Raw genomic sequence first — 23,006 nt, forward strand, 5'->3', positions numbered from 1 at the left:
CCGGCTGACTAGAACCGGGCTATTGTACTAGGCACGCCGACAGCGGCCAGTGATTGAGGCAAATTTTGCAGCCATCATCGCCGTTACCTGATGAAAGTTGCGGCTTTTCCCCGGGGAAGTAGCGCGCCGACAGGCTGTGACGCCCCTCATCGATGAAACACTCCAGACTGGAGCGATCGCACAGCACGGTGATCCGCCCGCCAGCCCATGGGCTGCTGCGGGTCTCCCACGCTCCGCTCTGCCAGTTCTGGCGCCGCAAGATGAGGCGCCCCGGCTGCCACACCAGCTCAGCCACGGCACCGAACCAGAGGCTCCCCTCACCGCACAGATCCAGATCGAGCCAGGCCGAGTCGATGGCCAGCCCCGGAAACTCGCCAAGTGTCCCCTCGAAGCTGGTCAGTTCTCCCTTGAGCGCCGCAAGCTCCGCCACCGGCCGCTGGCAGAGCCACTCATCCTGCCAGAACAACTCCCGCGGGCAGCTCATCTGGTGGATCCAACCGTGAGCGACCGTAGGTTGGCTCATCTCGTTCTCCTCCGGCAGCCCCAGCCAACCGAACAAGAGGCGGCGCCCCTGACTGTCTCGGGTGGTTTGCGGCGCATAGAACTCGAAGCCCCGATCCAGCTCGTGGAAAGCCCCGTGCTCGAAGCGCTCGCCGTCGAAGTCACCCGCCAGCCAGCCACACTGGTAGAGGTTGCGATAATCCTCACCCACCGGGGCAATCCCCTGCGGGCAGCTGATCAGCACATGGCGCTCCCCCAGCGGGAAGAGATCCGGGCACTCCCACATATAGCCAAACTCACCCAGCCCCCCTCGCCCGCTACCGGCGATGGGGCCCACCAGCTGCCAGCTTTGCAGGGTGTCGCCACGATAGAGCAGCACTTCCCCCTTGTCATCCAGGGTGCGCGCTCCCAGCACCATCAGCCACTGTTTGCCGTCGTGCCACACCTTGGGGTCGCGCACATGGCCGCTGTAGCCTTCGGGCAGATCCAGCACAGGCCCCAGCTTGGCAAAACCACCCTCACCGTCGGCGCGGGCCAGACACTGATAGGCGGTGCGGCTGCCATCCGGGTATTTGACATTGCCGGTGTAGATAAGGGTCAGACGCCCCTGCTCGTCGCTCACCGCCGAGCCCGAATAGCAGCCGTGGCTCTCATAGGTTTCGGTGGGCAACAGCGCCACCGGCTCGTGCTGCCAATGCAGCAGGTCGGTGGAGATAACGTGCCCCCAGCTCTTGTTGCGGTGCTCGCAGCCAAGCGGGTTCCACTGGTAGAAAAGGTGGTAGCGCCCGTCGTGCTCGATAAAGCCGTTGGGATCGTTAAGCAGCCCCACCGGGGCTGCCAGATGCCAGCGGGGCCGATGGGGATCGGCCGCCGCCTTGAGCTGTCCGGCCAGCAACGACCGGACAATCTGGTTGAGAAGATCGCTTTCCTTCATCACTCCACCTTGTACTTGAGCAGGTAGGAAGCGGCGAAGGCGGCACCAAAGGCGATCACCAGCCCGATGATGTAGTGAATAAGGCTCATGGGCTGGACGATGGCCATGCCGGGAATACCGGTCAGCCCTACCGCCGTCATCCCCACCTTGGCCGCCACCACGTAGGCGCCGCCGCAGGCCCCGCCAAACAGACCGGCGAGGAAGGGTTTGATGTAGCGCAGGTTGACGCCAAAGATGGCCGCTTCCGTGATACCCAGCAGGCAGGACATGGCAGCCGGCACGGTAATGGCCTTGATCTTCACATCACGAGTCTTGAAGTAGACCGCGAGGCAAGCCCCACCCTGTGCCACGTTGGCCATGGCCCAGATGGGCAGCAGGAAGTTGACGCCAATTTGCGGATTGGCCAGCAGCCCCGCCTCGATGGCGTGGAAGCTGTGATGGATGCCGGTGATGACGATAAGCGAGTAAGTGCCGCCAAACACCAGCCCCGCCAACCAGCCCGCCTGCTCATAGAGGGCACTCAGACCGAACGAGATGCCATCCCCCAACACCCGACCCGCCGGGCCGATAAAGAGCAGCGCCACGAAGCCGGTGATGATGACGGTGAGAAACGGCGTGAGGATCAGATCCAGCGCGTCCGGAATGCGCTTGCGCAGCTGTTTCTCCAGATGGGACATAAACCAGACCGCCAACAGTACCGGGAAGACGGTGCCCTGATAGCCGATCATCGCCACATCCAGCCCGAAGAAGTCCATGGTCTTGAAGCCACCGGCCACGCCCCAGGCGTTGGTCAACGCTGGGTGGGTTAGGATGCCGCCAAGGGTCGCCCCGAGGTACGGATTGCCGCCAAACTCACGCGCCGCCGTAAAGCCGATGAGGATCGGCAGTATGATAAAGGCAGCCGAGCTGAACATGTCGAGCATCACAAACAGGGCGCTGTCGGCATTGACCCAACCGTAGGTGCGCACCATGCCGAGCAGCCCCATCAGCAGACCCGAGGCGACGATGGCCGGAATGATCGGCACGAAGATGTTGGAGAGGGTTCGCGCCAACCGCTGGGCCACGTTGAGCTTGGCCACCGCCATGTCGGTCAGCTCCGCCTTGCTGGCGGTGCCGGTACCGGTCAGCGCCACAAACTCCGCATAGACCTTGTTGACCAGACCGGTGCCGAAGATAACCTGAATTTGGCCCGCGTTGCTAAAGCACCCTTTAACCCCCTCTAGCTTGTCGATGGCGGCCTTGTTTACCTTGCTGTCATCGGCCAGCACCAACCGCAGCCGGGTGGCGCAGTGGGCAGCGCTGACGATATTCTCCTTGCCCCCGAGCAGGGGCACCAGATCCTTGGCTATCGCACTGATATTCATATTCTTCCTCTTATGACCCGCCACGCTGGCGGGCCCTTGTCACATGAGAGTAGGGGCTGTCGAGCCGGGCTTCTAGCCTCAGCTCAACGGCCGCTTGTGTCTGATCGCAAAAAGGCATCCAGTTCGGAGCGGGTCGGCAGCGCCGTCATCGCCCCCTTGGCGGTGGTGGCGAGCGCCCCGCAGCCGTGAGCCTGCGCCAGAATGGTGGGCAACTCGGCCAGCGTCGGCAGCGACGAACGCCCGGCCAGCGCCGCCAGCAGCCCGGCGACGAAGGCATCCCCCGCCCCCGTGGTGTCGAGCGGGGTCACTTTCTGCCCCACCCACTCCAGCAACTCGCTATCAAGGCGAGCCACCACCCCGGCCGCCCCTCTGGTCACCAGCACCAGCGCCGGGCCAGAGAGAGTCGCAAGCCCGGAGACCAGCTCATCCTCGCCGCTCAGCAGTTGCAGCTCCTCGATGGAGAGCTTGACCACATTCGCTTGCGCAATGGCCTGACGCACCAGCGGCAGCATCTCGGCGGGGTTACCCCACACCTCGGGGCGCAGGTTGGGGTCGAAACAGACCCGCCCGCCTGCCGCCTTGATGGCCGCCATGGCCTGCAGGCAGCTGGTGCGCACCGGTTCGTTGGCGAGCGCGATGGAGCAGGTGAGCAGCCACTGACCGGCATCGAAGCGGGGCAACTCATCCGGGGTGAGGAACTGGTCGGCACTGGGGCGCACCATAAAGGTGAAGCTGCGCTCCCCCTCGTCATCCAGTGCCACCAACACGGTAGAGGTGCGATGGTCTGGATCGAGCCGCAGCGCACCGATATCCACCCCCTCCCCGCTCAGGGTCTCGGCCATAAAGCGGCCGAACGGATCGGCACCGACCCGGCCGATAAAGGCCGCATCGCCACCCAGCCGTGCCACGCCAACCGCCACATTGGCGGGCGCGCCACCCGGACACCTGAGGTAGTGCAACGCCCCTTCCGGGATCAAGTCCACCACCGCATCCCCCATTACCCACACACGATTCGTCACCTTGCTACTCCACTGCTGCATCGGATCCACGGTCAAACCCGAACTCTGTTCTGTTGGCTGGCATTATCAGCTAAACCGTTTTAGCCAACCAACAGATCTCGGCACCGGTTGCCATTTTTGTGATCGGGATAACGAACTAGAACCAGGTTTCCATCTGCACACCAAAGTTCCACTCGCCACCGGCGGTGAAGTTGCTCTGGCCCATGGCATCGTCGCTGGCGTAATTGTCGAGCTCGGAGGACCAGTCCATCCAGCTGGCGAACACCCGTAGTTCGGGCCGCTCGAAGAATCCGGCTGTCTGCGCCTTGAAGGTGGGGGCGAAGGTGAGCTTGGTGAAGTTGCCGTTCACCGCCTGGCGTCCCTTGTAACCCTTGGGATCGAGATCCATGTACTGCCAGGCCGCCTCGTAGACCAGCTCGACGTTCTGACTCAGCACCTGCGCCACCCGGGTATTGAAGGTGAGCCAGCGGTACTCGTCCCCTTTCACGTAGCGATCCTGACTCTGCTCGGCCAGCAGGGCCGGGGCAAAACGCCAGCGCGAGTTGAGATCGGTAGCGCCAAACACGGCGACCCGCACCGCATCGGCGTCCGGCAGCAGCTCGCTGTCAGAGCCCAGCCCCTTGACCTCGGCCCCCAGCCCATGGCCGTACAGCACCGCCGCCTTGGCAAAACCGGGGTTGATGCCAAAGAAGCTCTCGCCGTGGTAGGCCAGCAGGGTGTGTGCCCCCTTGTCCGCCGCCTCGCTGCCCACCCCCTTGTCATTGATGCGGGCGTCATTGTCCTTGGCCGAGAGACCGTTCACCATCCACTGCCAGTTGCCGACGCGGTTGTTCATGGTAAGGATGTAGCTCTCGATATCGGAGAGACCACTGGCGCTGATGTCGCCGTAATCGCGGCCATAGAGAGAGAAGTTGGCCTTCCAGCTGTCGGCCAGCTGCACGTCGTAGACACCGCCGCCGGTACCGGCCAGGAACACCACGTCGGAATCGAGCCAGTGGATGTCAAAGTTGTCCCGATCAAAGCGCTTGCCCGCCCACAATACTGCATTCTTGAAGGGGCCGTCGAAGCTCGCCAGATTGCCGATCTCGGCAAACACCTGACGGGTATTGAGGCTCGAATCGCTGGCGGTCCAGTCGTTGCTGGTCTCCACCCCGTCCGCCAGCATCAGCTTGTAGCGGGCCCAGCTGCCATCCTCGAAGGTCTGGGTTTTCAGCAGGTTGGCCTCCATGTAGGTGTCATCCTCGTTGCCAAGGCGACCGACAGCCCCACCCACGGATCCTGCCGGGGTGATGTAGGGGCCGCCGCGCCCACCGTTGCCATTGCTGTTTACCAACAGGCCCGAGCGAGCGTAACCGTGAAACTCGAAGCCCTGGGCACCAGCGGTCTTCTCATCCACCTTCTGGCTGCGGTTGTCGGCCACCTGCGCCTGCTCGCTGGCCGCGCTCGCCTTCACTTCCGCCTGACTGGCACGGCTCTCTGCTGCCTCGGCTCTCGCTTCAGCCGCCTGTACCCGTGCCTCCAGCGCCGCCAGTCTGGCCTCGACACTCTCACCTGCGATACTCGCCTGCGCCGCCCACAGCGGGCTGCTCATCCCCAATCCCAGCGCTACCGCCAGCGCCAACTTGCTCTTGAACATCATCATCTTCCTCACCTGTCATCTGTGGCCCGGACGGGCGCTGTTGTTATCGACAGACGGAGCATAGCTAAACCGCTTTAGCCAACTCAATATGACAACTAAACCGTTTCAGCAACAGTGTGAGCGGGATAACATTTGTACAGCAGGAATTGGCGGGAGTTGTGAGGAGGATCCCTCATCAGGATCCACTCAATAGGGTGGATCCTGGCTAAACGGCGGGCAAAAAAAGAGCCGGCACAAGGCCGGCTCTGTTTATTCGGGTGGCTGAAATCAGCTGGTCAGATCGTCGAAGAAGCGTTTCACCCCTTCGAAGAAGCCTTCCGATTTCGGCTTGTGGGTCTTGGCAGCGGCGCCGCTGAACGACTCGTCCAGCTGGCGCAGCAGCTCTTTCTGCTGCTCGGTGAGGTTGACCGGAGTCTCGATCACCACCTTGCACATCAGATCTCCCACCTGGCCGGAGCGCACGGACTTGACGCCCTTGCCCCGCATGCGGAACATCTTGCCGGTCTGGGTTTCCGGAGTGACCTTGAGCTTGACCCGGCCATCCAGGGTCGGCACTTCGATCTCGCCGCCCAAAGCCGCAGCGGTGAAGCTGATTGGCACTTCGCAGTAGAGGTTGTTGCCGTCACGCACGAAGATCTCGTGCTCCTTGACGTGCACCTGTACGTAGAGATCCCCTGCCGGTGCCCCTGCTTCCCCCGCTTCCCCTTCACCGGAGAGACGGATGCGATCGCCGGTATCGACGCCCGCCGGAATTTTCACCGACAGGGTCTTGGTACGCTGGTAGCGACCTTCACCGTGGCACTTGCGGCACGGATCCTTGATGATCTTGCCGCGACCGTGACAGTGCGGGCACGCCTGCTGCACCGCGAAGAAGCCCTGACGCATCTGCACCTGACCGGAGCCGTGGCAGGTCGGGCAGGTCTGGGCGCTGCTGCCGGTATGGGCACCGGAGCCGTTACAGACTTCACAGTGAACCAGGGTCGGCACCTTGATCTCCTTGGAGACCCCGCGTACCGCCTCTTCCAGCGTCAGCTCCATGGTGTAGCGCAGGTCGGAACCACGGGCCGGGCCACGACGGCCACCGCCACGGCTGCCACCGAAGATGTCACCGAACACATCGCCAAAGATGTCGCCAAAGTCGGCACCACCGCCAAAGCCACCGTGGCCACCGCCACCCTGGCTCGGGTCGACACCGGCATGACCGTACTGGTCATAACGGGCGCGCAGGTTGGCATCGGTCAGGATCTCGTAGGCTTCCTTGACCTCTTTGAACTTCTCTTCGGCACCGGCATCGCCCTGGTTGCGGTCAGGGTGATACTTCATGGCCAGACGCTTGTACGCCTTCTTGATCTCGCGCTCGTCGGCATCTTTCGATACCCCCAGCACCTCGTAGAAATCGCGCTTCGACATACTCATCCTGTGGTTACGCAGACGGGCGTTGGTCACCCAACGCCCGTGAATTCATAAACTAAACCGATGGGCGAAGCCTGCTTCGCCCATCTGGGTCGGGCTTACTTCTTGTCGTCTTTCACTTCTTCGAACTCGGCGTCGACTACGTCGTCGTCAGCCTTGGCAGAAGAGGAGGACTGACCGGCGTCAGCACCGGCGGCACCTTGTGCCTGAGCCTGCTGCTGGGCAATCTCCATCAGCTTCTGGGACGCTTCCAGCAGAGCCTGCTGTTTGGCTTCGATGGCAGCCTTGTCGTCACCCTTGATGGCGGTTTCCAGCTCGCTCAGAGCGGCTTCGATCTTGGTCTTGTCGTCGGCAGGCAGGGCTTCACCGGCTTCGGTGATCTGCTTGCGTACGGAGTGGACCAGACCATCAGCCTGGTTGCGGGCATGCACCAGCTCTTCAAACTTCTTGTCCTCGGCCGCGTTGGCTTCGGCTTCGCGTACCATGCGCTCGATCTCGTCATCAGACAGACCAGAGGAGGCCTGGATGGTGATCTTCTGCTCTTTGTTGGTCTCTTTGTCTTTCGCGGAGACGTGCAGGATACCGTTGGCATCGATGTCGAAGGTCACTTCGATCTGCGGCAGACCACGCGGAGCCGGACGGATGCCTTCCAGGTTGAACTGGCCCAGAGACTTGTTGTCGCTGGCGCGCTTGCGCTCACCCTGCAGCACGTGAATGGTCACGGCAGACTGGTTGTCTTCGGCAGTGGAGAACACCTGGGACTTCTTGGTCGGGATGGTGGTGTTCTTCTCGATCAGCGCAGTCATCACGCTGCCCATGGTTTCGATACCCAGAGAGAGCGGAGTAACGTCCAGCAGCAGAACGTCGGTCTTGTCACCGGACAGTACGGCACCCTGGATGGCAGCACCCATGGCCACGGCTTCGTCCGGGTTGACGTCTTTACGCGGCTCTTTGCCAAAGAACTCGGCAACGGTCTTCTGAACCAGCGGCATACGGGTCTGACCACCAACCAGAATCACGTCGTCGATCTCGCCAACTGCCAGACCGGAGTCTTTCAGGGCAACGCGAACCGGCTCCAGAGAGTCTTTCACCATGTCTTCCACCAAGGATTCCAGCTTGGCGCGGGTCACCTTGATATTCATGTGCTTCGGACCAGTGGCATCTGCAGTGATGTACGGCAGGTTGACGTCGGTCTGCTGGGCAGAAGAGAGCTCGATCTTGGCTTTCTCGGCGGCATCTTTCAGACGCTGCAGAGCCAGCTGGTCGTTGCGCAGGTCGATGCCCTGCTCACGCTTGAACTCATCTACCAGATAGTTGATGACGCGGTTGTCGAAGTCTTCACCACCCAGGTGGGTGTTACCGTTGGTCGCCAGTACTTCGAAGGTGGTTTCGCCTTCAACTTCGTCGATCTCGATGATGGAGATATCGAAAGTACCGCCACCCAGGTCATATACGGCAACCTTGCGCTCGCCCTTGACCTTGTTCACGCCGTAAGCGAAAGCTGCTGCAGTCGGTTCGTTGATGATGCGCTTAACATCCAGACCGGCGATACGACCGGCATCCTTGGTAGCCTGACGCTGGGCGTCGTTGAAGTAGGCCGGAACAGTGATAACTGCTTCGGTTACCGGCTCGCCCAAGTAGTCTTCGGCGGTCTTCTTCATCTTTTTCAGCACTTCGGCAGAGATCTGCGGCGGTGCCATTTTCTTGCCCTTCACCTCAACCCAGGCGTCACCGTTGTCGGCCTTGGCGATGGCGTACGGCATGATTTTCAGGTCACGCTGTACTTCGTCATCTTCAAAACGACGGCCGATCAGACGCTTGATGGCGAACAGGGTGTTTTTCGGGTTGGTGATGGCCTGACGCTTGGCCGGCTGACCAACCAGGATCTCGCCATCATCGGCATAGGCAATGATGGACGGAGTAGTACGATCGCCTTCTGCGTTCTCGATCACGCGAGCAGTGTCGCCGTCCAGAATGGCAACGCAGGAGTTGGTAGTACCCAGGTCAATACCGATGATTTTACCCATTTGAGAAATCTCCAAATACTTTGAATAAACTGGCGAGGAACTCGCCTTAATGCGTTAACGGCTAGGTGGGGCCTGCCAATCTGGCTTTCAAGCTCCCGGCATCAAAATTTTTGTGCCGCCGTGGCCTTGTATCCTATATGGGGTCGCAAGCGGCCACTTCAAGCCCTGCCCCGCAAAAACCCGACCTTTTGTCGTGATCAGTCCATGACAGACCAGACAGATAAACAAAAAGCCCGCCAAGCGGCGGGCCTGGGCATCAAGTGCCGACTCAGTCAGCGGCCTTGGATACCATGACCATGGCCGGACGGATCACGCGACCGTTCAGCTCATAGCCTTTCTGCATCACGGCAATCACGGTGTTCGGCGCCACATCGGCACTCGGTACCATGCTCATCGCCTGATGGGCATTGGGGTCAAACGGCTGGTTGGTCGGATCCAGCGCAACCAGACCGAACTTGGCCACACCGCTCTGCATGGATTTGAGGGTCAGCTCGACACCTTCCACCATCGGCTTGAGGGCATCGTTCTCCTTGTCGGCGAGCTCGATGGCGCGCTCCAGGTTGTCCAGCACCGGCAGCAGTTCGGCAGCGAACTTCTCCAGGGCGAACTTGTGCGCCTTCTCCACGTCCAGCTCGGTACGACGACGCAGGTTCTCCATCTCGGCAGCGGTACGCAGGGCGCGTTCGCGCTCTTCCGCCGCCTTCTGGATGGCAGTCTCCAGCTGCTCTTCCAGTTCGGCGATACGGGCCTGCTCGGCTGTCACTTCACTGTCTACATCGGTCGGCTCGACTGGCTGGGCTTCCACTTGCTCCATCGCTTCAACCTTTTGCTCTTCGTGGTTCATGACATCTCCAGATTCCGGGGTTACTTACGAGGGCCTTGACGTCTGGCTGAGCGACCAGTGACATCAGACCGACTATGTTGGCGCTATTATGGGGATGGATCCCTGTCTTTCAAGGGGAAAAAGGCCAATCCGGGTCACGCAAACAGGACTATTGGCACTTTCCTTGCTGCATCTCTGGCAATCCAGCTCAGCTTTTAACCTGCAGCGTCAAGGAGATAGCCCTCCCCCCTCAGCGAGGGAAGCGCACGGGAGGACGTCACAAGCGTGACAAACCGCTGTATACTGCCCCAATACTCACCCAGACCCGACAGACTATGGATTCTCCGTTCAAAACCATCGCCCTGATTGGCAAGCCTCACCATGAAGGGGCCAACCAGACGCTGACCGGCCTGCATCAATACCTGACCTCACGCGGTTTCAGGGTACTGGTGGAGAGCCGGGTTGCCCAGACCCTGAGCATCCTCGATGAAAACGTCATGGATCTGGTTCAGCTCGGCCAGCAGGCCGATCTGGCCATCGTGGTCGGCGGTGACGGCAACATGCTGGGGGCGGCGCGGGTACTGTCGCGTTTCGATGTGGCGGTGATCGGGGTCAACCGGGGCAACCTTGGCTTTCTGACCGATCTCTCGCCGCAAGATTACCTGCTGCCGCTGGAGCAGGTGCTCTCCGGTCACTACAAGAGCGAACACCGCTTCCTGCTGGAAGCCTCGGTCTATCGCCACGGCGAGCGCAAGTCGAGCAATCTGGCGGTCAACGAGGCGGTACTGCACCCGGGCAAGATCGCTCACATGATCGAGTTCGAGGTCTATATCGATGGCAGCTTTATGTATAGCCAGCGCTCGGACGGCATCATAGTCGCCACTCCGACCGGCTCAACTGCCTACTCCCTGTCGGCAGGTGGCGCCATCCTCACCCCCAAGCTCAACGCCATCACGCTGGTGCCCATGTTCCCGCATACCCTGAGCAGTCGCCCCATCGTACTCGATGCCGACAGCGAAGTGCGGCTGCTGGTCTCGCCGGACAATCAGGACGATGCCATGCAGGTGAGTTGTGACGGTCAGGTGACCCTGGCGGTCCACCCGGGGGACGAGATCCTCATCAAGAAGAGCCACCACCAGCTTCATCTGGTGCATCCGCTCGACTACAGCTACTTCCACGTGCTGCGCAACAAGCTCGGCTGGGGCAGCAAGCTGTTTTAATCGGCGCTGACCGACAACGGCATTGCCACAGAGGGCGCCTGAATTGGCGCCCTTCTCTTTTCTTTTGTGGCAACGTCCCCTGCACTCTCCTATCAGTACCGCGCGCCAATAGTCAGCACAGCATTCTCATAGCTATACCGCACTGGCGCGGCTTTCCTTTGTTAAAAATGGTGGCGCCCTCTTTACTGTATATAAGACCAGTATATACTGGATGCATACACAGTAATGTTGACCTATACAGGATGAGACCATGCTGACCCAGCTGACCGTCAACAACTTCGCCATCGTCAAGTTTCTCGAACTCGATCTGCAACCGGGCATGACCTGCATCACGGGGGAAACCGGTGCCGGTAAATCCATCGCCATCGACGCCCTCGGCCTCTGTCTGGGTGAGCGGGCCGAAGCCAGCATGGTGCGACCCGATAGCGACAAAAGCGAGGTCAGCGCCCGCTTCCTGCTCGACAACAACCCGGCCGCCCGTGCCTGGCTCGCGACCAACGAGCTGGAGAACGAAGGTGAGTGCATCGTGCGACGAGTCATATCTGCCGAAGGGCGTTCGCGCAGCTATATCAATGGCGTGCCCGTCCCTCTTACCCAGCTCAAGAATCTGGGCCAGCTGCTGGTCAACGTACACGGTCAGCATGCCCACCAGATGCTGCTCAAACCCGACTACCAGCTCGCCCTGCTCGACGGCTATGCCGGCCACCATCTGCTGCTGGACGAAGTACGCCAGCACTATCAGCTGTGGCGCCAGCTGCAAAACGAGCTCAACCGGCTCAAGGCCGAGCAGCAGCAGCGCGAGGCCCGTCGCCAGCTCATCGAGTATCAGGTGCAGGAGCTGGACGAATTTGCCCTGCAGCCGGGCGAGTTTGAGGAGATCGAGGAGGAGCACCAACGGCTGGCCAACGGCACCGAACTGATGCAGGAGTGCGGCTTCTGCCTCGATCTGCTCTACGACAACGAAGAGACCACCATTGCCGGTCTGCTGCAGACCGCCGTCGACCGGGCCGAGGGGCTGGTCAGCATGGACAGCCGCCTCACGCCGGTGCTCGAGATGCTGAACGAAGCCCTGATCGGGGTGCAGGAGAGCCACAGCGAACTGCGCAGCTACCTCGATCGGCTGGAACTGGATCCCGAGCGTTTCAACGAGCTGGAGGCCCGCCTCTCCAAGGCGATCAATCTGGCCCGAAAGCATCATGTCAAACCGGCAGATCTGGCCCCGTATCATCAGGAGCTGGCCTCCGATCTTGCCCGCCTCAACTCTGATGAAGAGCGGTTAGAGGGGATGGAAGATGAGCTGGCCGAGGCCCGTCAGGCGTTTGTTCAGGCCGCTGAGGCCCTGAGCCAGAGCCGCCAGCGTTACGCCCAGGAGTTGGGTGCCAAGGTGACCAGCAGCATGCACGAACTGGCGATGCCCGATGGTCGCTTTGCCATCGAGGTGCGCCCCGATGCCCAGAGCAGCCTCTCTCCGCTGGGTATAGATCGGGTCGAATTTATGGTCACCACCAACCCGGGTCAGCCCATCCAGCCGCTTGGCAAGGTAGCTTCGGGCGGTGAACTGTCGCGTATCAGCCTTGCCATCGTGGTGATCAGCGCTCGCAAGGTCTCCACTCCGACCCTGATTTTCGATGAAGTGGATGTAGGGATCAGCGGCCCGACCGCCGCCGTGGTGGGTCGCCTGCTACGTCAGCTTGGCGAGTCGACTCAGGTGATGGTGGTCACTCACTTGCCGCAGGTAGCGGGCAATGGCCACCAGCACATGGTGGTGAGCAAGCACACCGACGGCAAGACCACCGAAACCCGGATGGATGCGCTCGATCAGAGCGCCCGGCTCAACGAACTGGCTCGCCTGCTGGGAGGGGATCAGATCACCGACATTACCCTGGCCAACGCACGCGAGCTGCTGCACCATTAATGCCCTGGCCAGCCTGATGGCAACATAACCACCGGCTGGCTCTGGCTCTGGCTCTGGCTCTGGCTCTGGCTCTGGCTCTGGCTCTGGCTCTGAAAAAGCATCCTGATTCAGCAGGGCAAATACATCCCGGCCATTTGTCAGAGCGATGAGATCACCGACCCAGATCAATAAAATGGTTGATTTGGCCAAGCAGGCAGCAACATCTGCCGGGATCGGGTTGCCTTGACGAGGGGGATTTCGCATAGTGTTGCCCCCTTTATGGGTATCCAATTGTGAGGCTTTGTCTATGATCCACGTTTTTGGCCACAAGAATCCCGACAGTGACAGTATCTGCAGCGCTCTGGTGATCGCTGACTGGCTCAATGCACAAGGCCGTCAGGCCACCCCATGGCGCCTCGGCGATCTGCGTACCGAAACCCGCTTCATTCTGGAGCAGGCTGGTGTCGCCGAGCCCGAGCTGCTGACTCAGGATCTGACCGATAAAGATGTCTGGCTGGTCGACTTCAGTGATCTGGAGCAGGGCCCAGCCACCCTCTCCCAGGCCAATGTGCAGGGTCTGGTGGATCACCACCGCCTCGGCTCCCTGATCACCCAGTCTCCGCTGGATGCCTGGATCCGTGCCGTTGGCTGCACCTGCACCATCGCTTTTGATCTGCTGAGCCAACAAGGTACCGTGACCCGTAGCCAGGCTCGTCTGATGCTGGGTGCCATCATGAGCGACACCCTCTGTCTCACCTCGCCAACCACCACCGAGCAGGACAAGATCGCCTGCGAGCGTCTTGCGCCGCTGGCCGAGGTGTCGCTGGCCGAGTTTGGTCAACAGCTGCTGATGGCGAAAACCGATCTGAGCGGCCTCACTCCTGCGCAGTTGCTGCAGCAGGATGAGAAAGCATTCCAGGCCGAAGGTCTGAACTTCATCATGAGCCAGATTGAAGTGGGCAGCGAACAGCAGCTTGCCGACCAGATCGACACTCTGCAGCAAGAGATGGCACACCGTGTTGAAGCCGAAGGGCTCGACTTCTTCGTCCTGATGGTGACCGACCTGACCGCCGCCGCCAGCCGCATCTACTTTACCCGCCACGCCAAAGTACCGGCAGAGTCCAGCTACCACCCGGGCTTTGTGAGCCGCAAGAAGCAGGGTCTGCCTTGGGTGATGGAGTTGCTGGCCAAGGCTTAAGCACGCCTATCACCAAGCCTCAGCAAAAGCCCCGCCCCTGTGCGGGGCTTTTTTATTTCACCACCGCTCGAGTCGCGACTTGCCCCCAATTGACAGGTAACACCATAACTTTGCTTACATATTTTCGGCTGTTATTTGCCATGGCTTTGCTGCACGATTGTCGCCCTATAACCCTTTCGTGTTCTGATTTCATTCAGGTGTTCAATGAAAATAAGCTCCAAGCTGAGAACCCGAGCGATCTTCACTCTGCTCGGGCTGGCACTGATCGGCTGGCTGGTATGGCCAAGCGATCCTCCCAAAGCGATCCTCAAAGCGCCGGTTACCCGGGAAGATATTGCCCAAACCGTGCTGGCCAGCGGCGTGCTGCAAGCCGTTGAACAGGTTGATGTCGGCGCTCAGGTTTCCGGCCAGGTCACCAAGCTGGCGGTCGAAGCAGGCGATCGGGTCAAGAAGGGGGATTTGCTGGCGGAGATTGATCCGCTCATCGCTCAGAACAACCTGAAAACCGCCGAGGCCGAGCTGGCAAGCAACCGCGCCCAGCTCAAGATCAAGCAGGCTCAGCTCAAGCAGTATCAGCTGGCATGGCAGCGCCAGTCACAGATGTTCAGGCAGGAGGCGAGTTCGCGCGCCGATCTGGAGAGCGCCGAAGCGCAGCTGGCCGTCACCCGGGCTGATCTGCAAAGCAGTCAGGCCAACATCGACAACGCCATCATCAAGGTGGAGCGGGCCAAAACCGAGCTCGGCTACACCAAGATCCTGGCGCCGATGGATGGCACCGTGATTACCATTGTTACCCGCCAGGGCCAGACACTGGCAGCGAGCCAGACGGTACCAACCGTGCTCAAGCTGGCCGACCTCGATACCATGACGGTCAAGGCACAGATCTCCGAAGCGGATGTCACCAAGGTGAAGGCGGGCATGCCGGTCTACTTCACCCTGATTGGCGATCCGGACACCCGCTATCAGGGGAAATTGCGCGCCGTGGAGTTAGCGCCCACCAACATCAACGATCAGGCTGCAACCGGTACCACCACCAGCAATGCGGCCGTCTACTACTACGCCCTGTTCGATGTGCCCAACCCCGACCACACCCTGCGGGTGGCAATGACCACCCAGGTGACCATAGTGCTCGGTGAGCGCAAGCAGGTGCTCACTGTGCCGCAAACCGCCCTCGGCAAGTCGCTGGGAGAGAACGAGTATGAAGTCACCGTGATCAAGGACGATGAGACGACCGAAACCCGCCATATCAAGACCGGCATGAAAGATGAAATCCGGATCGAAGTCGTGAGCGGTCTGGACGAAAAAGAGCAGGTGCAGCTCAATCACGGCGCACCTGCCGCTCAGGATGATGTGGCGGTCATGCTATGAGTGAGCCCCTGATCCAGCTAAAAGGGATCGAGCGGCGCTACCAGAGCGGCGAGCAGGAGGTGACCGTCCTCCATCCCCTTGATCTGGTTATCGAAGCCGGAGAGATGATCGCCATCGTTGGCGCCTCCGGCTCCGGCAAATCGACCCTGATGAACCTGCTGGGCTGTCTCGATCGTCCGAGTGGTGGCCAGTATCTGTTCCGGGGAGAGGATACCGCGACGCTCGATGCGCTGGCGCTCGCCCGCCTGCGCTGCCACCACTTCGGCTTTATCTTCCAGCGCTATCACCTGCTGCCCCATCTCGATGCGGCCGCCAACGTCGAGATCCCGGCCATCTATGCCGGAACCAGCCGCCATGACCGACAAGCACGGGCACGTCAGCTGCTCGGTCGTCTCGGGCTCGCCGAGCGCAGTCACCATACACCGGGACAACTCTCCGGCGGCCAGCAGCAACGGGTCAGTATTGCCCGGGCGCTGGCCAATGGTGGCGAGGTGATCCTGGCGGACGAACCGACCGGCGCGCTGGACAGCCAGAGCGGCAAGGAGGTGATGGCGATCCTCAAAGAGCTCCATCAGCAGGGGCACACCATCATTCTGGTGACCCACGACATGGAGGTGGCCAGCCACGCCGACCGGATCATCACCCTCAAGGATGGTCGGGTGCAGGAGGATAGCGGACGCAAGGTTGCCGGCAATCAACCGGTGCTCAACGTACCACCAGCCGCTGGCGAAGGGGCCAGTTATGACTGGGATCGCTATCGGGAAGCGGGGCGTATGGCGGTTCACGCCATGCTGGCCCACCGGATGCGCACCTTCCTCACCATGCTCGGCATCATCATCGGCATCGCCGCAGTGGTGAGCGTGGTCGCGCTGGGACAAGGGGCGAGAACCAAGGTGATCGACCAGATCAATGCGATGGGCACCAACACCATCGAGATATTCCCGGGCAAGGGGTGGGGTGATGAGAAGATGGCGAGCATCCAGACCCTCAACAAGGGGGATCTCGATGCTCTGCTCGGGCAGCCCTATCTGGCCGGCGCCAGTCCCGAGATTGCCAGCCCGGGCCAGCTGCGTTACCGCAACAAGACCAGCAGTGGCAGCGTGACCGGAGTGAGCAACGACTACTTCAAGGTGAAAGGAATGACGCTGGTGAGCGGACGCCTGCTCGAGTGGCAAGACATCCAGCAGCGTGCTGCCGTCGCCGTGGTGGACAAGAAGAGTATTGGCAGCCTGCTTGGCAAGGATGATCCCGTTGGCAAGGTGGTGATGGTCGGCACGCTGCCGGTGCGCATCATCGGGGTTGTCTCGCAGGAGACAGGTTTTGGCCCCTCCAGCCAGTCGGTCAATGTCTGGCTCCCCTACAGTGCGGTGATGAGCCGCCTGATTTCGCAGCATCACTTCAGCCAGCTCACCATCCGGGTTAAGGATGGCATACAGCCGGCACTGGCGGAGCAGGCGGTGATCGAGCTGTTGACCAAACGCCACGGCGTGAAGGACTTCTTCACCTTCAGCAGCGACAGCATCATCAAGTCTGTGGAGAAAACGACCGCCACCATGACCCTGATGGTCTCGGCCATCGCGCTGATCTCGCTGATCGTCGGCGGCGTCGGGGTAATGAACATCATGCTGGTGTCAGTGGTGGAGCGAACCCGCGAGATCGGCATCCGCATGGCAGTCGGTGCCCGTCAGTCCGACATATTGCAGCAATTCCTGATTGAAGCGGTGATGGTGAGTCTGCTCGGCGGGATTTGCGGGGTTGGCCTCTCCCTCGGGATCGGCATGCTCTTCTCCCTGCTGGTCGACAGCATCAAGATGCAGTTCTCGCTCTTCTCTATCCTGATGGCGTTTGGCTGCTCGTCACTCATCGGGATCCTGTTTGGTTATCTGCCAGCGCGCAACGCGGCAAGGCTCGACCCCGTGGTCGCGCTGGCGAGGGAATAACATGTACAAATTATCCTGGCTGGCCCTCTGTATCGCCCTTGGTGGCTGCAGCCAGCAGAGTACCTATCACCGGCAAGATCTCGCCATCGCTCCTGTCTGGCAGCAGGCGAACAGCGAACAGCTTGCCACCCAGGCAGGCCCCTGGTGGCAAGCCTTTCACGACCCGCAGCTCAACCAGCTGGTCGAGGCGGTGCTGGCCGCCAACCCGGACATGCGCATTGCCGCCCTCAAGCTCAAGAGCGCCCGGCTGGGTGCTGATCAGGCCGATACCAATCTCACCCCCTCGGTCAATGGCAGCCTGGGCGCGAGTAGCAACAAGGATCTGAAGAGCGGTAAATCAACCAGCAGTATGGGGCCATCACTTGGCCTGAGCTATGAAGTGGATCTGTGGGGCAAGCTGGCATCGGCGCGGGATCAGGCAAGCTGGGAAGCGGCCGCCAGCGAGCAGGATCTGGCCAGCACACGTCTGATGCTTATCGGCAATAGCCTTGAGCAATATTGGCAGCTTGGCTATCTCGCCTCGGCCATTACCTTGAGCGAGCAACAGCTGGCCAACTTGGCCCGCACCGAGCAGCTGACCCAGGCCAAATACAAGGCCGGAGCCATCACTCGACTCGATCTGGCACAGGCCCGCCAGCAGCAAGCGGGCAAACAGGCTGAGCTCGCCTCTCTCAAGGCACAGCAGGAGCAGGCCCGTAATGCCTTGCGCCTGCTGCTTGGCCGCAGCCACGGACAGCTGGAGTATGCACCGACTTCGCTGACAACCCGGCCCATTCCTGAATTGGCTGTCGGCATTCCCGCCGATCTGCTGGCCCGTCGCCCCGATGTGAAAGCGGCGGAGCTGCGGCTGCGCAAAACCCTGGCCAGAGGGGATGAGATCCGCACCGGTTTTTATCCGAGCCTCACCCTGACCGGCAGTGCCAGCACGGCATCGGATAAATTGGCGCAAGTGCTGCAAAATCCGGTCGGCTCTCTGGGTGCAACCCTTGCCCTCCCCTTCCTTGAGTACAACCACACCCGTCTTGCTATTGCGAGTTCACAAGTTGATTACCAGATTGCCGAAACCGAGTTTCGCAAGCAGCTCTATACCGCGCTGGTCGAGGTGGAAGACAATCTGGCAGCACGAAGCTACGGCCAACAGCGGCTCAGCTACCTGCAGGAACAACTCGGGTATGCCAAAGAGTCTGAGCGATTGGCCAAGACGCGCTTTGAAGCTGGGGCTACCGGAGTTCAGGCCTGGCTCGACGAGCAGAACCGCCTGTGGGATGCCGAGCAGAGCCTGCTGGCTCAGCAGAAGGAACAGCTCAACACTACAGCGAAAATCTATCGTGCTATCGGCGGCAGCGATAAGCTGACCCAATAATCAACATGCCCCACCTCGTGAAAGCGGGTGGGGCCTTGTAGATTTCTCCCATTTTCTTCTTTCTTTTTACTCCCCCACTCCAAGGCTCTCCCTTGTCTAGAAATATGCAGGATGAGAGATAACGCTTGATGCACTTGTGTTTCTGTTGTCATATCCCCCTTCCCATCATTTTGAAGCAAATACATACAAGGTAAACAACCCTTGTCGGGATCGAGCCGCGCACTACCTGCATTTATCGCGGCTCATAAAATGCTAGAGATAAGGTTTACGGAGAACCAGTTTACAAAGAGGGACGAAAAATAGTGGTGAGCGGATTGAATAATCCAGTGAGAATATGCAGCAGGCAAAAATAATGCCGCACAGAGGCGGCATTATCGGATATCCAAACTGACAAAATCAGATCAGGAAATCGTTCAGGTCTTTGCCCAACGCTACCTGAGCAGCAATGGCTTTCGGCATACGGCCTTGACCGGTCCAGGTTTTTTCCTGACCATCTTCTTCGTACTTGTATTTAGCCGGACGCGGAGCACGCTTGCTCTTGGCAGCACCAGTCGCAGCAGCCGGAGCAGCGGCACTAGCCAGCAGCTCACGAGGATCAATACCAGCCTGCTGCAGCATTTCGGTGAATTCGCTCAGCTTGCGCTGACGCTCTTCCTGTTCAGCACGTTCCTGCTCAACAGAATCAGCGCGCTCTTGATAAACCAGATCAAACTTCTCTTTCGCTTCCAGCAATTGTTCAAACGGCAGCTCACGAATAGCCGCACGCAGACTACGAATGTTCAGCAGAACCTTCAGAAACTCGTTCATTATTTCCTCACAAAAAATCGGTCACAGAGATAACAGTTTTAGAATAGCATGGACAATTCACGACAACATACAGTTTTTATTTACTTCAAGCTTTTTATTCGCAGTTAAGTCAGTGGTGGTTGTCTGTGTTCGCAAAAGAGAACACAGATATAGATGAAACATGCTATGCCAAGCTGCCATTCTGAAAAAGGCTAAATAAACGACAAAGATAGACTCATAATTACCACATGGCGCCAATGAACCCACTCTGCACCACCAAGTCTATGCTAGATTGTTATGAGAAATATCTCAGTAAAAAACACAGCGCAACACAATCCACTATATCAAATCAGGAGGGTAGGTCTGCAAACTCAGTGGTTAATGATATACCCCTTCCCCAATTAAGCCCTCGAAGAAATTGCTATCAAACAATTATCTTATCCATATAAATCATAATGTTATGAGTTCCCGATAGCTGGTTCTGGATTTCTACAGCTGCAAAGGTAGTAACCAATAGGAAAAGCAGCACTATAAGAACTGGCTTTCCCGTGAGATTACTGCCCCTTGGCTTCCTTTGCTGCAGTATTGGCTCGCTGATCAACGCTATTGATCACTGAGGTGGCTACAGAGCCTGTCAATAAAGGCTCGGTTGGGTATAGCACCAATGCCTCACGGCGCAGTGCATTGGCCTCCTCAATCCGCCCCAGTGCATTAAGAGCTATGACCATATTGGCGTATATATTGGCTCTTGGCGTATGGCGAACAAACTCTTTGCCCCAATCAAGATAAGCTTCAAGTTCACCTTTGTTATGGGTCTGCAAACCCACCATAAGACGAACCGAGTTCACATCGAACTCAACTCTGGTCAACCATGCCATTGGATTGACTATATCCAGTAGCAAGGTCGGCTCCTTATAGCCACCTCGCTCATATTTGGTAACTACCAAGGCGGTATGGATCGCTGTCAGCATAAAAGGAACCACGACCAGAGGAATCGCAATTGCCATAAAACGCAATAACAACCAGGGGCGACACTCAAATTCCCACCATGTGGTACGCCCATCATAGGCAAGGTTGCCCTCTTCAATCTCTGCATCAATAATGTAAATAAACGTCAGAAGCAGCCACCACAATGCGATAGCATGATAGAAAGGATATTCAGTCTGGGTGTGCAACAAGACAGGTGTAACCAGCGCCAACAACGCCATCCCATGTCTCAATCTTGTCCTGCTTAGCCGCCACAATAGTGCACCTCCCATGATCACCATTCCGAGCATAGGGGCAATGCCACCTTCAACAGCCCAGTAGAGAAATTCATTATGTGGATGATCCAGGTTGTATTCGATCTGAACCATGCCAGGATTCAGTGCTTTATCCGCCATATAGTGATGCAGGAATACAGACTCAAAACTGCCATATCCCCATCCAGTCCAGGGTGCCTGCAATATCAGCTTTATTGCGTAGGGCCAATAAATGGATCGCATACCTCCAGATTGATAAATCTCTAGGCCACGCTTTGCTCCTGCCATCCAGTATTGTGATAGCAAGCCAATCACTACCGCTAACATAACCAGAGCCAATACACGCCAGAGCAATTGGTGACGATGGAGTTGCGGTAGCAATAAAAACAGGGCTAACAGGCCACCCATTTGCCCCACCCGGGATTGCAAAACAACCAGCAACAGTGCCGCAGATAGAATGACGCCATAACGCAGAGCCATCAGCAAGCGACCACCCTCTTTACGCAATTCCAGCCAGATGGCAAGGGCAATACCGGTCGCCATAAACGTTGCCATCACGTTTGGCTGTTGAAAGATCCCGTAAGGACGATTGGCCTTGGTGTCATAACCAATCCAGTTCCCCGGCGTCAACAGATAGAACTGCACCAGGCCGAGCACAGCCTCCATCGCGATCGCCATCAGAATGAGATAGAGCAAGCGCTCACGCTTCGGCCGATTAAAGCCCCATTGATATAGACTAAACAAAAACAGCAGACCAGCAAAAAGCCCCAGTAATCTGGGGATGGCATAATCCTTGAGTGAAAATCCTGGATAAAGCATAGGGAGCAGCAGTAAGAAAGCCCCTACCCATAACCCAGCCTGTAATGAAGAAAATACCAGACGCTGGCGTAACGTCACCTGCCACAATCCCAGCCCAATAGCCAACGAGGCAAACACCCATCCCCATGCGTTAAAGGGAAGATAAAGCCCTGCACCACCAGGGTTGTGCATAAAAAAGTGCATGCCCAATAGCCAATAAAGCACGCTTAAAGTCATCATGGTTCGCTTTAACGTCACAACCCAACTCCTTAAGCCAACCTAACATTGAAATGGCAACGAAGATATAGATAAAAGAAAGAGGGCTAACAGCCCCCTCTGCTAAACCACAAATATTATGAATCTTCTGGCCGACTAAAGGCGTGACGAACAAGAACAATCACTATACCCAACATACAGCCAAGTAAGGTGCCCAAAACAACAATCAGTGGCCGTTTCGGCTTGTCTCTGGTAAAGGGCTCCTCTGGTGAGTCGATGACATGAAATGATGTGAACTTCGAATGCGCCAAATTTAATGCTTTCAAGCTATTTAGCTGCTGACGAACGTTAGCCAGCTCAGGATTTAATATCTCAGGAACTTTTATTCCATTTAGAATTCGCAGTTTTTCTGCCAGGCCCTTACTGCCTAAATCAATGTTAAATATTGATTCTAAGCCAATACGTTCCAAAGGCCTATCCACTCCTGCCGCCTGACTAATTTGTAGACTGTATTTGGTCTTTAGAATTTCATCTTGGAGAGTTTTAAGAGCATCAGATTTTATATTTTCATACTGAACTGACAGCGCTTTTATACGACCATTCAAAATACTATTAAGCTCTTCATTTTTTTCTGCAATCTGCTGCTCCTGAATAAAATCCATATACCTTAATAAGCGCTGATTCGCCAATTCAGCACTTTCAGCAGAAAATCTCAAGGTAAAATCAGGGCTAGTTTTATCGAAAGGTATCGCTACTATATCTTTGCTGAGCTCATTCATTAATGCACGCTCACTGCGACTATCCTTGATCTCAGCTCGTTTAACTTCTTCAGCAAAAACACCTTCATTTATAAGGAATGCTTTTTTATTGCTCATGCTATTAAATGCTGCAATAAAGCTTTTATATATTTCAGGACGTTCCAAGGTCGAAAAATCGATCTGTTCAGCAGCCTTGAGAGGCATACTACCTTTGATCTGTGCAACCCCCAGCGCCAAAGCCTCCACCTGTTTAATTGATGGTTCGCTGATCAAGGCTTGACTTGTCCACACTTGACGAGCAAGAAAGGCATAAATAGAAGAAACACTTAAAAATATAAAAGAAAGTAACAGTATCAATAATTTATCGCGCCATAAAATAGAAATAATATCGCGAAGATCTATTTCATCTTCTGCTGAAGAAAAAGCGTTTGGCAAGACATTTTTTGATATCATTCAATCACCGATTATAAAATAACTTTCCAAAAAAAACCTCATTATACTATA

General features: G+C 57.8%; 16 protein-coding genes. 6 read left to right on the top strand and 10 right to left on the bottom strand.

Translation table 11 applies throughout. From position 1 onward, the window contains the following. Nucleotides 1-19 precede the first annotated feature (19 nt). The 7 genes from AAHA39_RS04300 to grpE all read right to left on the bottom strand — a co-directional run bounded on the left by AAHA39_RS04300 (nt 20) and on the right by grpE (nt 9,741). Nucleotides 20-1,435: a glycoside hydrolase family 32 protein gene (locus tag AAHA39_RS04300; protein WP_320657085.1), complete on the bottom strand. Its 1,416-nt coding sequence runs from the start codon at nt 1,433-1,435 to the stop codon at nt 20-22. Next, nucleotides 1,435-2,799, bottom strand: coding sequence for a sucrose-specific PTS transporter subunit IIBC (locus AAHA39_RS04305; protein WP_320657086.1), 1,365 nt, complete (start codon nt 2,797-2,799; stop codon nt 1,435-1,437). The genes AAHA39_RS04300 and AAHA39_RS04305 overlap by 1 nt, the downstream gene beginning before the upstream one ends. An 83-nt stretch (nt 2,800-2,882) precedes the next feature. After that, entirely contained in the window at nt 2,883-3,839 is a 957-nt protein-coding gene (locus AAHA39_RS04310) for an aminoimidazole riboside kinase (protein ID WP_320657087.1), read from the bottom strand. A gap of 115 nt (nt 3,840-3,954) precedes the next feature. Further along, nucleotides 3,955-5,460, bottom strand: coding sequence for a carbohydrate porin (locus tag AAHA39_RS04315; protein ID WP_320657088.1), 1,506 nt, complete (start codon nt 5,458-5,460; stop codon nt 3,955-3,957). 264 nt (nt 5,461-5,724) lie between these two features. Beyond that, a complete protein-coding gene (gene dnaJ, locus AAHA39_RS04320; RefSeq protein ID WP_033113491.1) occupies nt 5,725-6,867 on the bottom strand; it encodes a molecular chaperone DnaJ in 1,143 nt (380 codons plus the stop codon). A gap of 101 nt (nt 6,868-6,968) precedes the next feature. Continuing rightward, on the bottom strand, nt 6,969-8,897 hold the full coding sequence (gene dnaK, locus AAHA39_RS04325; RefSeq protein ID WP_041208341.1) for a molecular chaperone DnaK: 1,929 nt from the start codon (nt 8,895-8,897) through the stop codon (nt 6,969-6,971). A gap of 268 nt (nt 8,898-9,165) precedes the next feature. After that, on the bottom strand, nt 9,166-9,741 hold the full coding sequence (gene grpE, locus AAHA39_RS04330; protein ID WP_033113489.1) for a nucleotide exchange factor GrpE: 576 nt from the start codon (nt 9,739-9,741) through the stop codon (nt 9,166-9,168). 314 nt (nt 9,742-10,055) lie between these two features. Between grpE and nadK the strand changes: the two genes are divergently transcribed. The 6 genes from nadK (at nt 10,056) to AAHA39_RS04360 (ending at nt 18,703) form a co-directional block, all read left to right on the top strand. Beyond that, nucleotides 10,056-10,940, top strand: coding sequence for an NAD(+) kinase (nadK, locus tag AAHA39_RS04335; protein WP_041208339.1), 885 nt, complete (start codon nt 10,056-10,058; stop codon nt 10,938-10,940). A gap of 250 nt (nt 10,941-11,190) precedes the next feature. Continuing rightward, on the top strand, nt 11,191-12,855 hold the full coding sequence (gene recN, locus AAHA39_RS04340) for a DNA repair protein RecN (protein WP_320657089.1): 1,665 nt from the start codon (nt 11,191-11,193) through the stop codon (nt 12,853-12,855). 286 nt (nt 12,856-13,141) lie between these two features. Beyond that, nucleotides 13,142-14,032, top strand: a complete 891-nt coding sequence (locus AAHA39_RS04345) for a manganese-dependent inorganic pyrophosphatase (RefSeq protein ID WP_320657090.1) — start codon at nt 13,142-13,144, stop codon at nt 14,030-14,032. A 204-nt stretch (nt 14,033-14,236) separates the two neighbouring features. Continuing rightward, complete coding sequence (locus AAHA39_RS04350; RefSeq protein WP_201930114.1) at nt 14,237-15,400, top strand: efflux RND transporter periplasmic adaptor subunit; 1,164 nt, start codon at nt 14,237-14,239, stop codon at nt 15,398-15,400. Further along, nucleotides 15,397-17,340, top strand: a complete 1,944-nt coding sequence (locus tag AAHA39_RS04355) for a MacB family efflux pump subunit (protein WP_156852181.1) — start codon at nt 15,397-15,399, stop codon at nt 17,338-17,340. The genes AAHA39_RS04350 and AAHA39_RS04355 overlap by 4 nt, the downstream gene beginning before the upstream one ends. Nucleotide 17,341: 1 nt before the next feature. After that, on the top strand, nt 17,342-18,703 hold the full coding sequence (locus AAHA39_RS04360; RefSeq protein WP_320657091.1) for an efflux transporter outer membrane subunit: 1,362 nt from the start codon (nt 17,342-17,344) through the stop codon (nt 18,701-18,703). Between the two features lie 396 nt (nt 18,704-19,099). Here AAHA39_RS04360 and AAHA39_RS04365 read toward each other — a convergent pair whose 3' ends face one another. The 3 genes from AAHA39_RS04365 to AAHA39_RS04375 form a co-directional block, all read right to left on the bottom strand. Then, nucleotides 19,100-19,510 carry an H-NS family histone-like protein gene (locus AAHA39_RS04365; protein ID WP_104015297.1) on the bottom strand — a complete coding sequence of 137 codons (411 nt, stop codon included), beginning with the start codon at nt 19,508-19,510 and terminating at the stop codon, nt 19,100-19,102. A gap of 533 nt (nt 19,511-20,043) precedes the next feature. Then, nucleotides 20,044-21,768 (bottom strand): PglL family O-oligosaccharyltransferase, encoded by a 1,725-nt coding sequence (locus AAHA39_RS04370; protein WP_320657094.1) that lies wholly within the window; start codon nt 21,766-21,768, stop codon nt 20,044-20,046. A gap of 113 nt (nt 21,769-21,881) precedes the next feature. Continuing rightward, nucleotides 21,882-22,955, bottom strand: a complete 1,074-nt coding sequence (locus AAHA39_RS04375) for an LPS O-antigen chain length determinant protein WzzB (protein ID WP_342689997.1) — start codon at nt 22,953-22,955, stop codon at nt 21,882-21,884. Nucleotides 22,956-23,006 lie beyond the last annotated feature (51 nt).

It is taken from the genome of Aeromonas sp. SE22 (assembly GCF_038739755.1).
GTDB classification, from domain to species: Bacteria; Pseudomonadota; Gammaproteobacteria; order Enterobacterales; family Aeromonadaceae; genus Aeromonas; species Aeromonas jandaei.

Coding starts and splice junctions, on each gene's coding strand:
- AAHA39_RS04375 (WP_342689997.1), bottom strand. CDS start 22,955: ATGATATCAAAAAATGTCTTGCCAAACGCTTTTTCTTCAGCAGAAGAT.
- AAHA39_RS04315 (WP_320657088.1), bottom strand. CDS start 5,460: ATGATGATGTTCAAGAGCAAGTTGGCGCTGGCGGTAGCGCTGGGATTG.
- AAHA39_RS04370 (WP_320657094.1), bottom strand. CDS start 21,768: ATGATGACTTTAAGCGTGCTTTATTGGCTATTGGGCATGCACTTTTTT.
- dnaJ (WP_033113491.1), bottom strand. CDS start 6,867: ATGTCGAAGCGCGATTTCTACGAGGTGCTGGGGGTATCGAAAGATGCC.
- AAHA39_RS04345 (WP_320657090.1), top strand. CDS start 13,142: ATGATCCACGTTTTTGGCCACAAGAATCCCGACAGTGACAGTATCTGC.
- nadK (WP_041208339.1), top strand. CDS start 10,056: ATGGATTCTCCGTTCAAAACCATCGCCCTGATTGGCAAGCCTCACCAT.
- AAHA39_RS04360 (WP_320657091.1), top strand. CDS start 17,342: ATGTACAAATTATCCTGGCTGGCCCTCTGTATCGCCCTTGGTGGCTGC.
- AAHA39_RS04300 (WP_320657085.1), bottom strand. CDS start 1,435: ATGAAGGAAAGCGATCTTCTCAACCAGATTGTCCGGTCGTTGCTGGCC.
- AAHA39_RS04305 (WP_320657086.1), bottom strand. CDS start 2,799: ATGAATATCAGTGCGATAGCCAAGGATCTGGTGCCCCTGCTCGGGGGC.
- AAHA39_RS04350 (WP_201930114.1), top strand. CDS start 14,237: ATGAAAATAAGCTCCAAGCTGAGAACCCGAGCGATCTTCACTCTGCTC.
- AAHA39_RS04355 (WP_156852181.1), top strand. CDS start 15,397: ATGAGTGAGCCCCTGATCCAGCTAAAAGGGATCGAGCGGCGCTACCAG.
- dnaK (WP_041208341.1), bottom strand. CDS start 8,897: ATGGGTAAAATCATCGGTATTGACCTGGGTACTACCAACTCCTGCGTT.
- grpE (WP_033113489.1), bottom strand. CDS start 9,741: ATGAACCACGAAGAGCAAAAGGTTGAAGCGATGGAGCAAGTGGAAGCC.
- recN (WP_320657089.1), top strand. CDS start 11,191: ATGCTGACCCAGCTGACCGTCAACAACTTCGCCATCGTCAAGTTTCTC.
- AAHA39_RS04365 (WP_104015297.1), bottom strand. CDS start 19,510: ATGAACGAGTTTCTGAAGGTTCTGCTGAACATTCGTAGTCTGCGTGCG.
- AAHA39_RS04310 (WP_320657087.1), bottom strand. CDS start 3,839: ATGCAGCAGTGGAGTAGCAAGGTGACGAATCGTGTGTGGGTAATGGGG.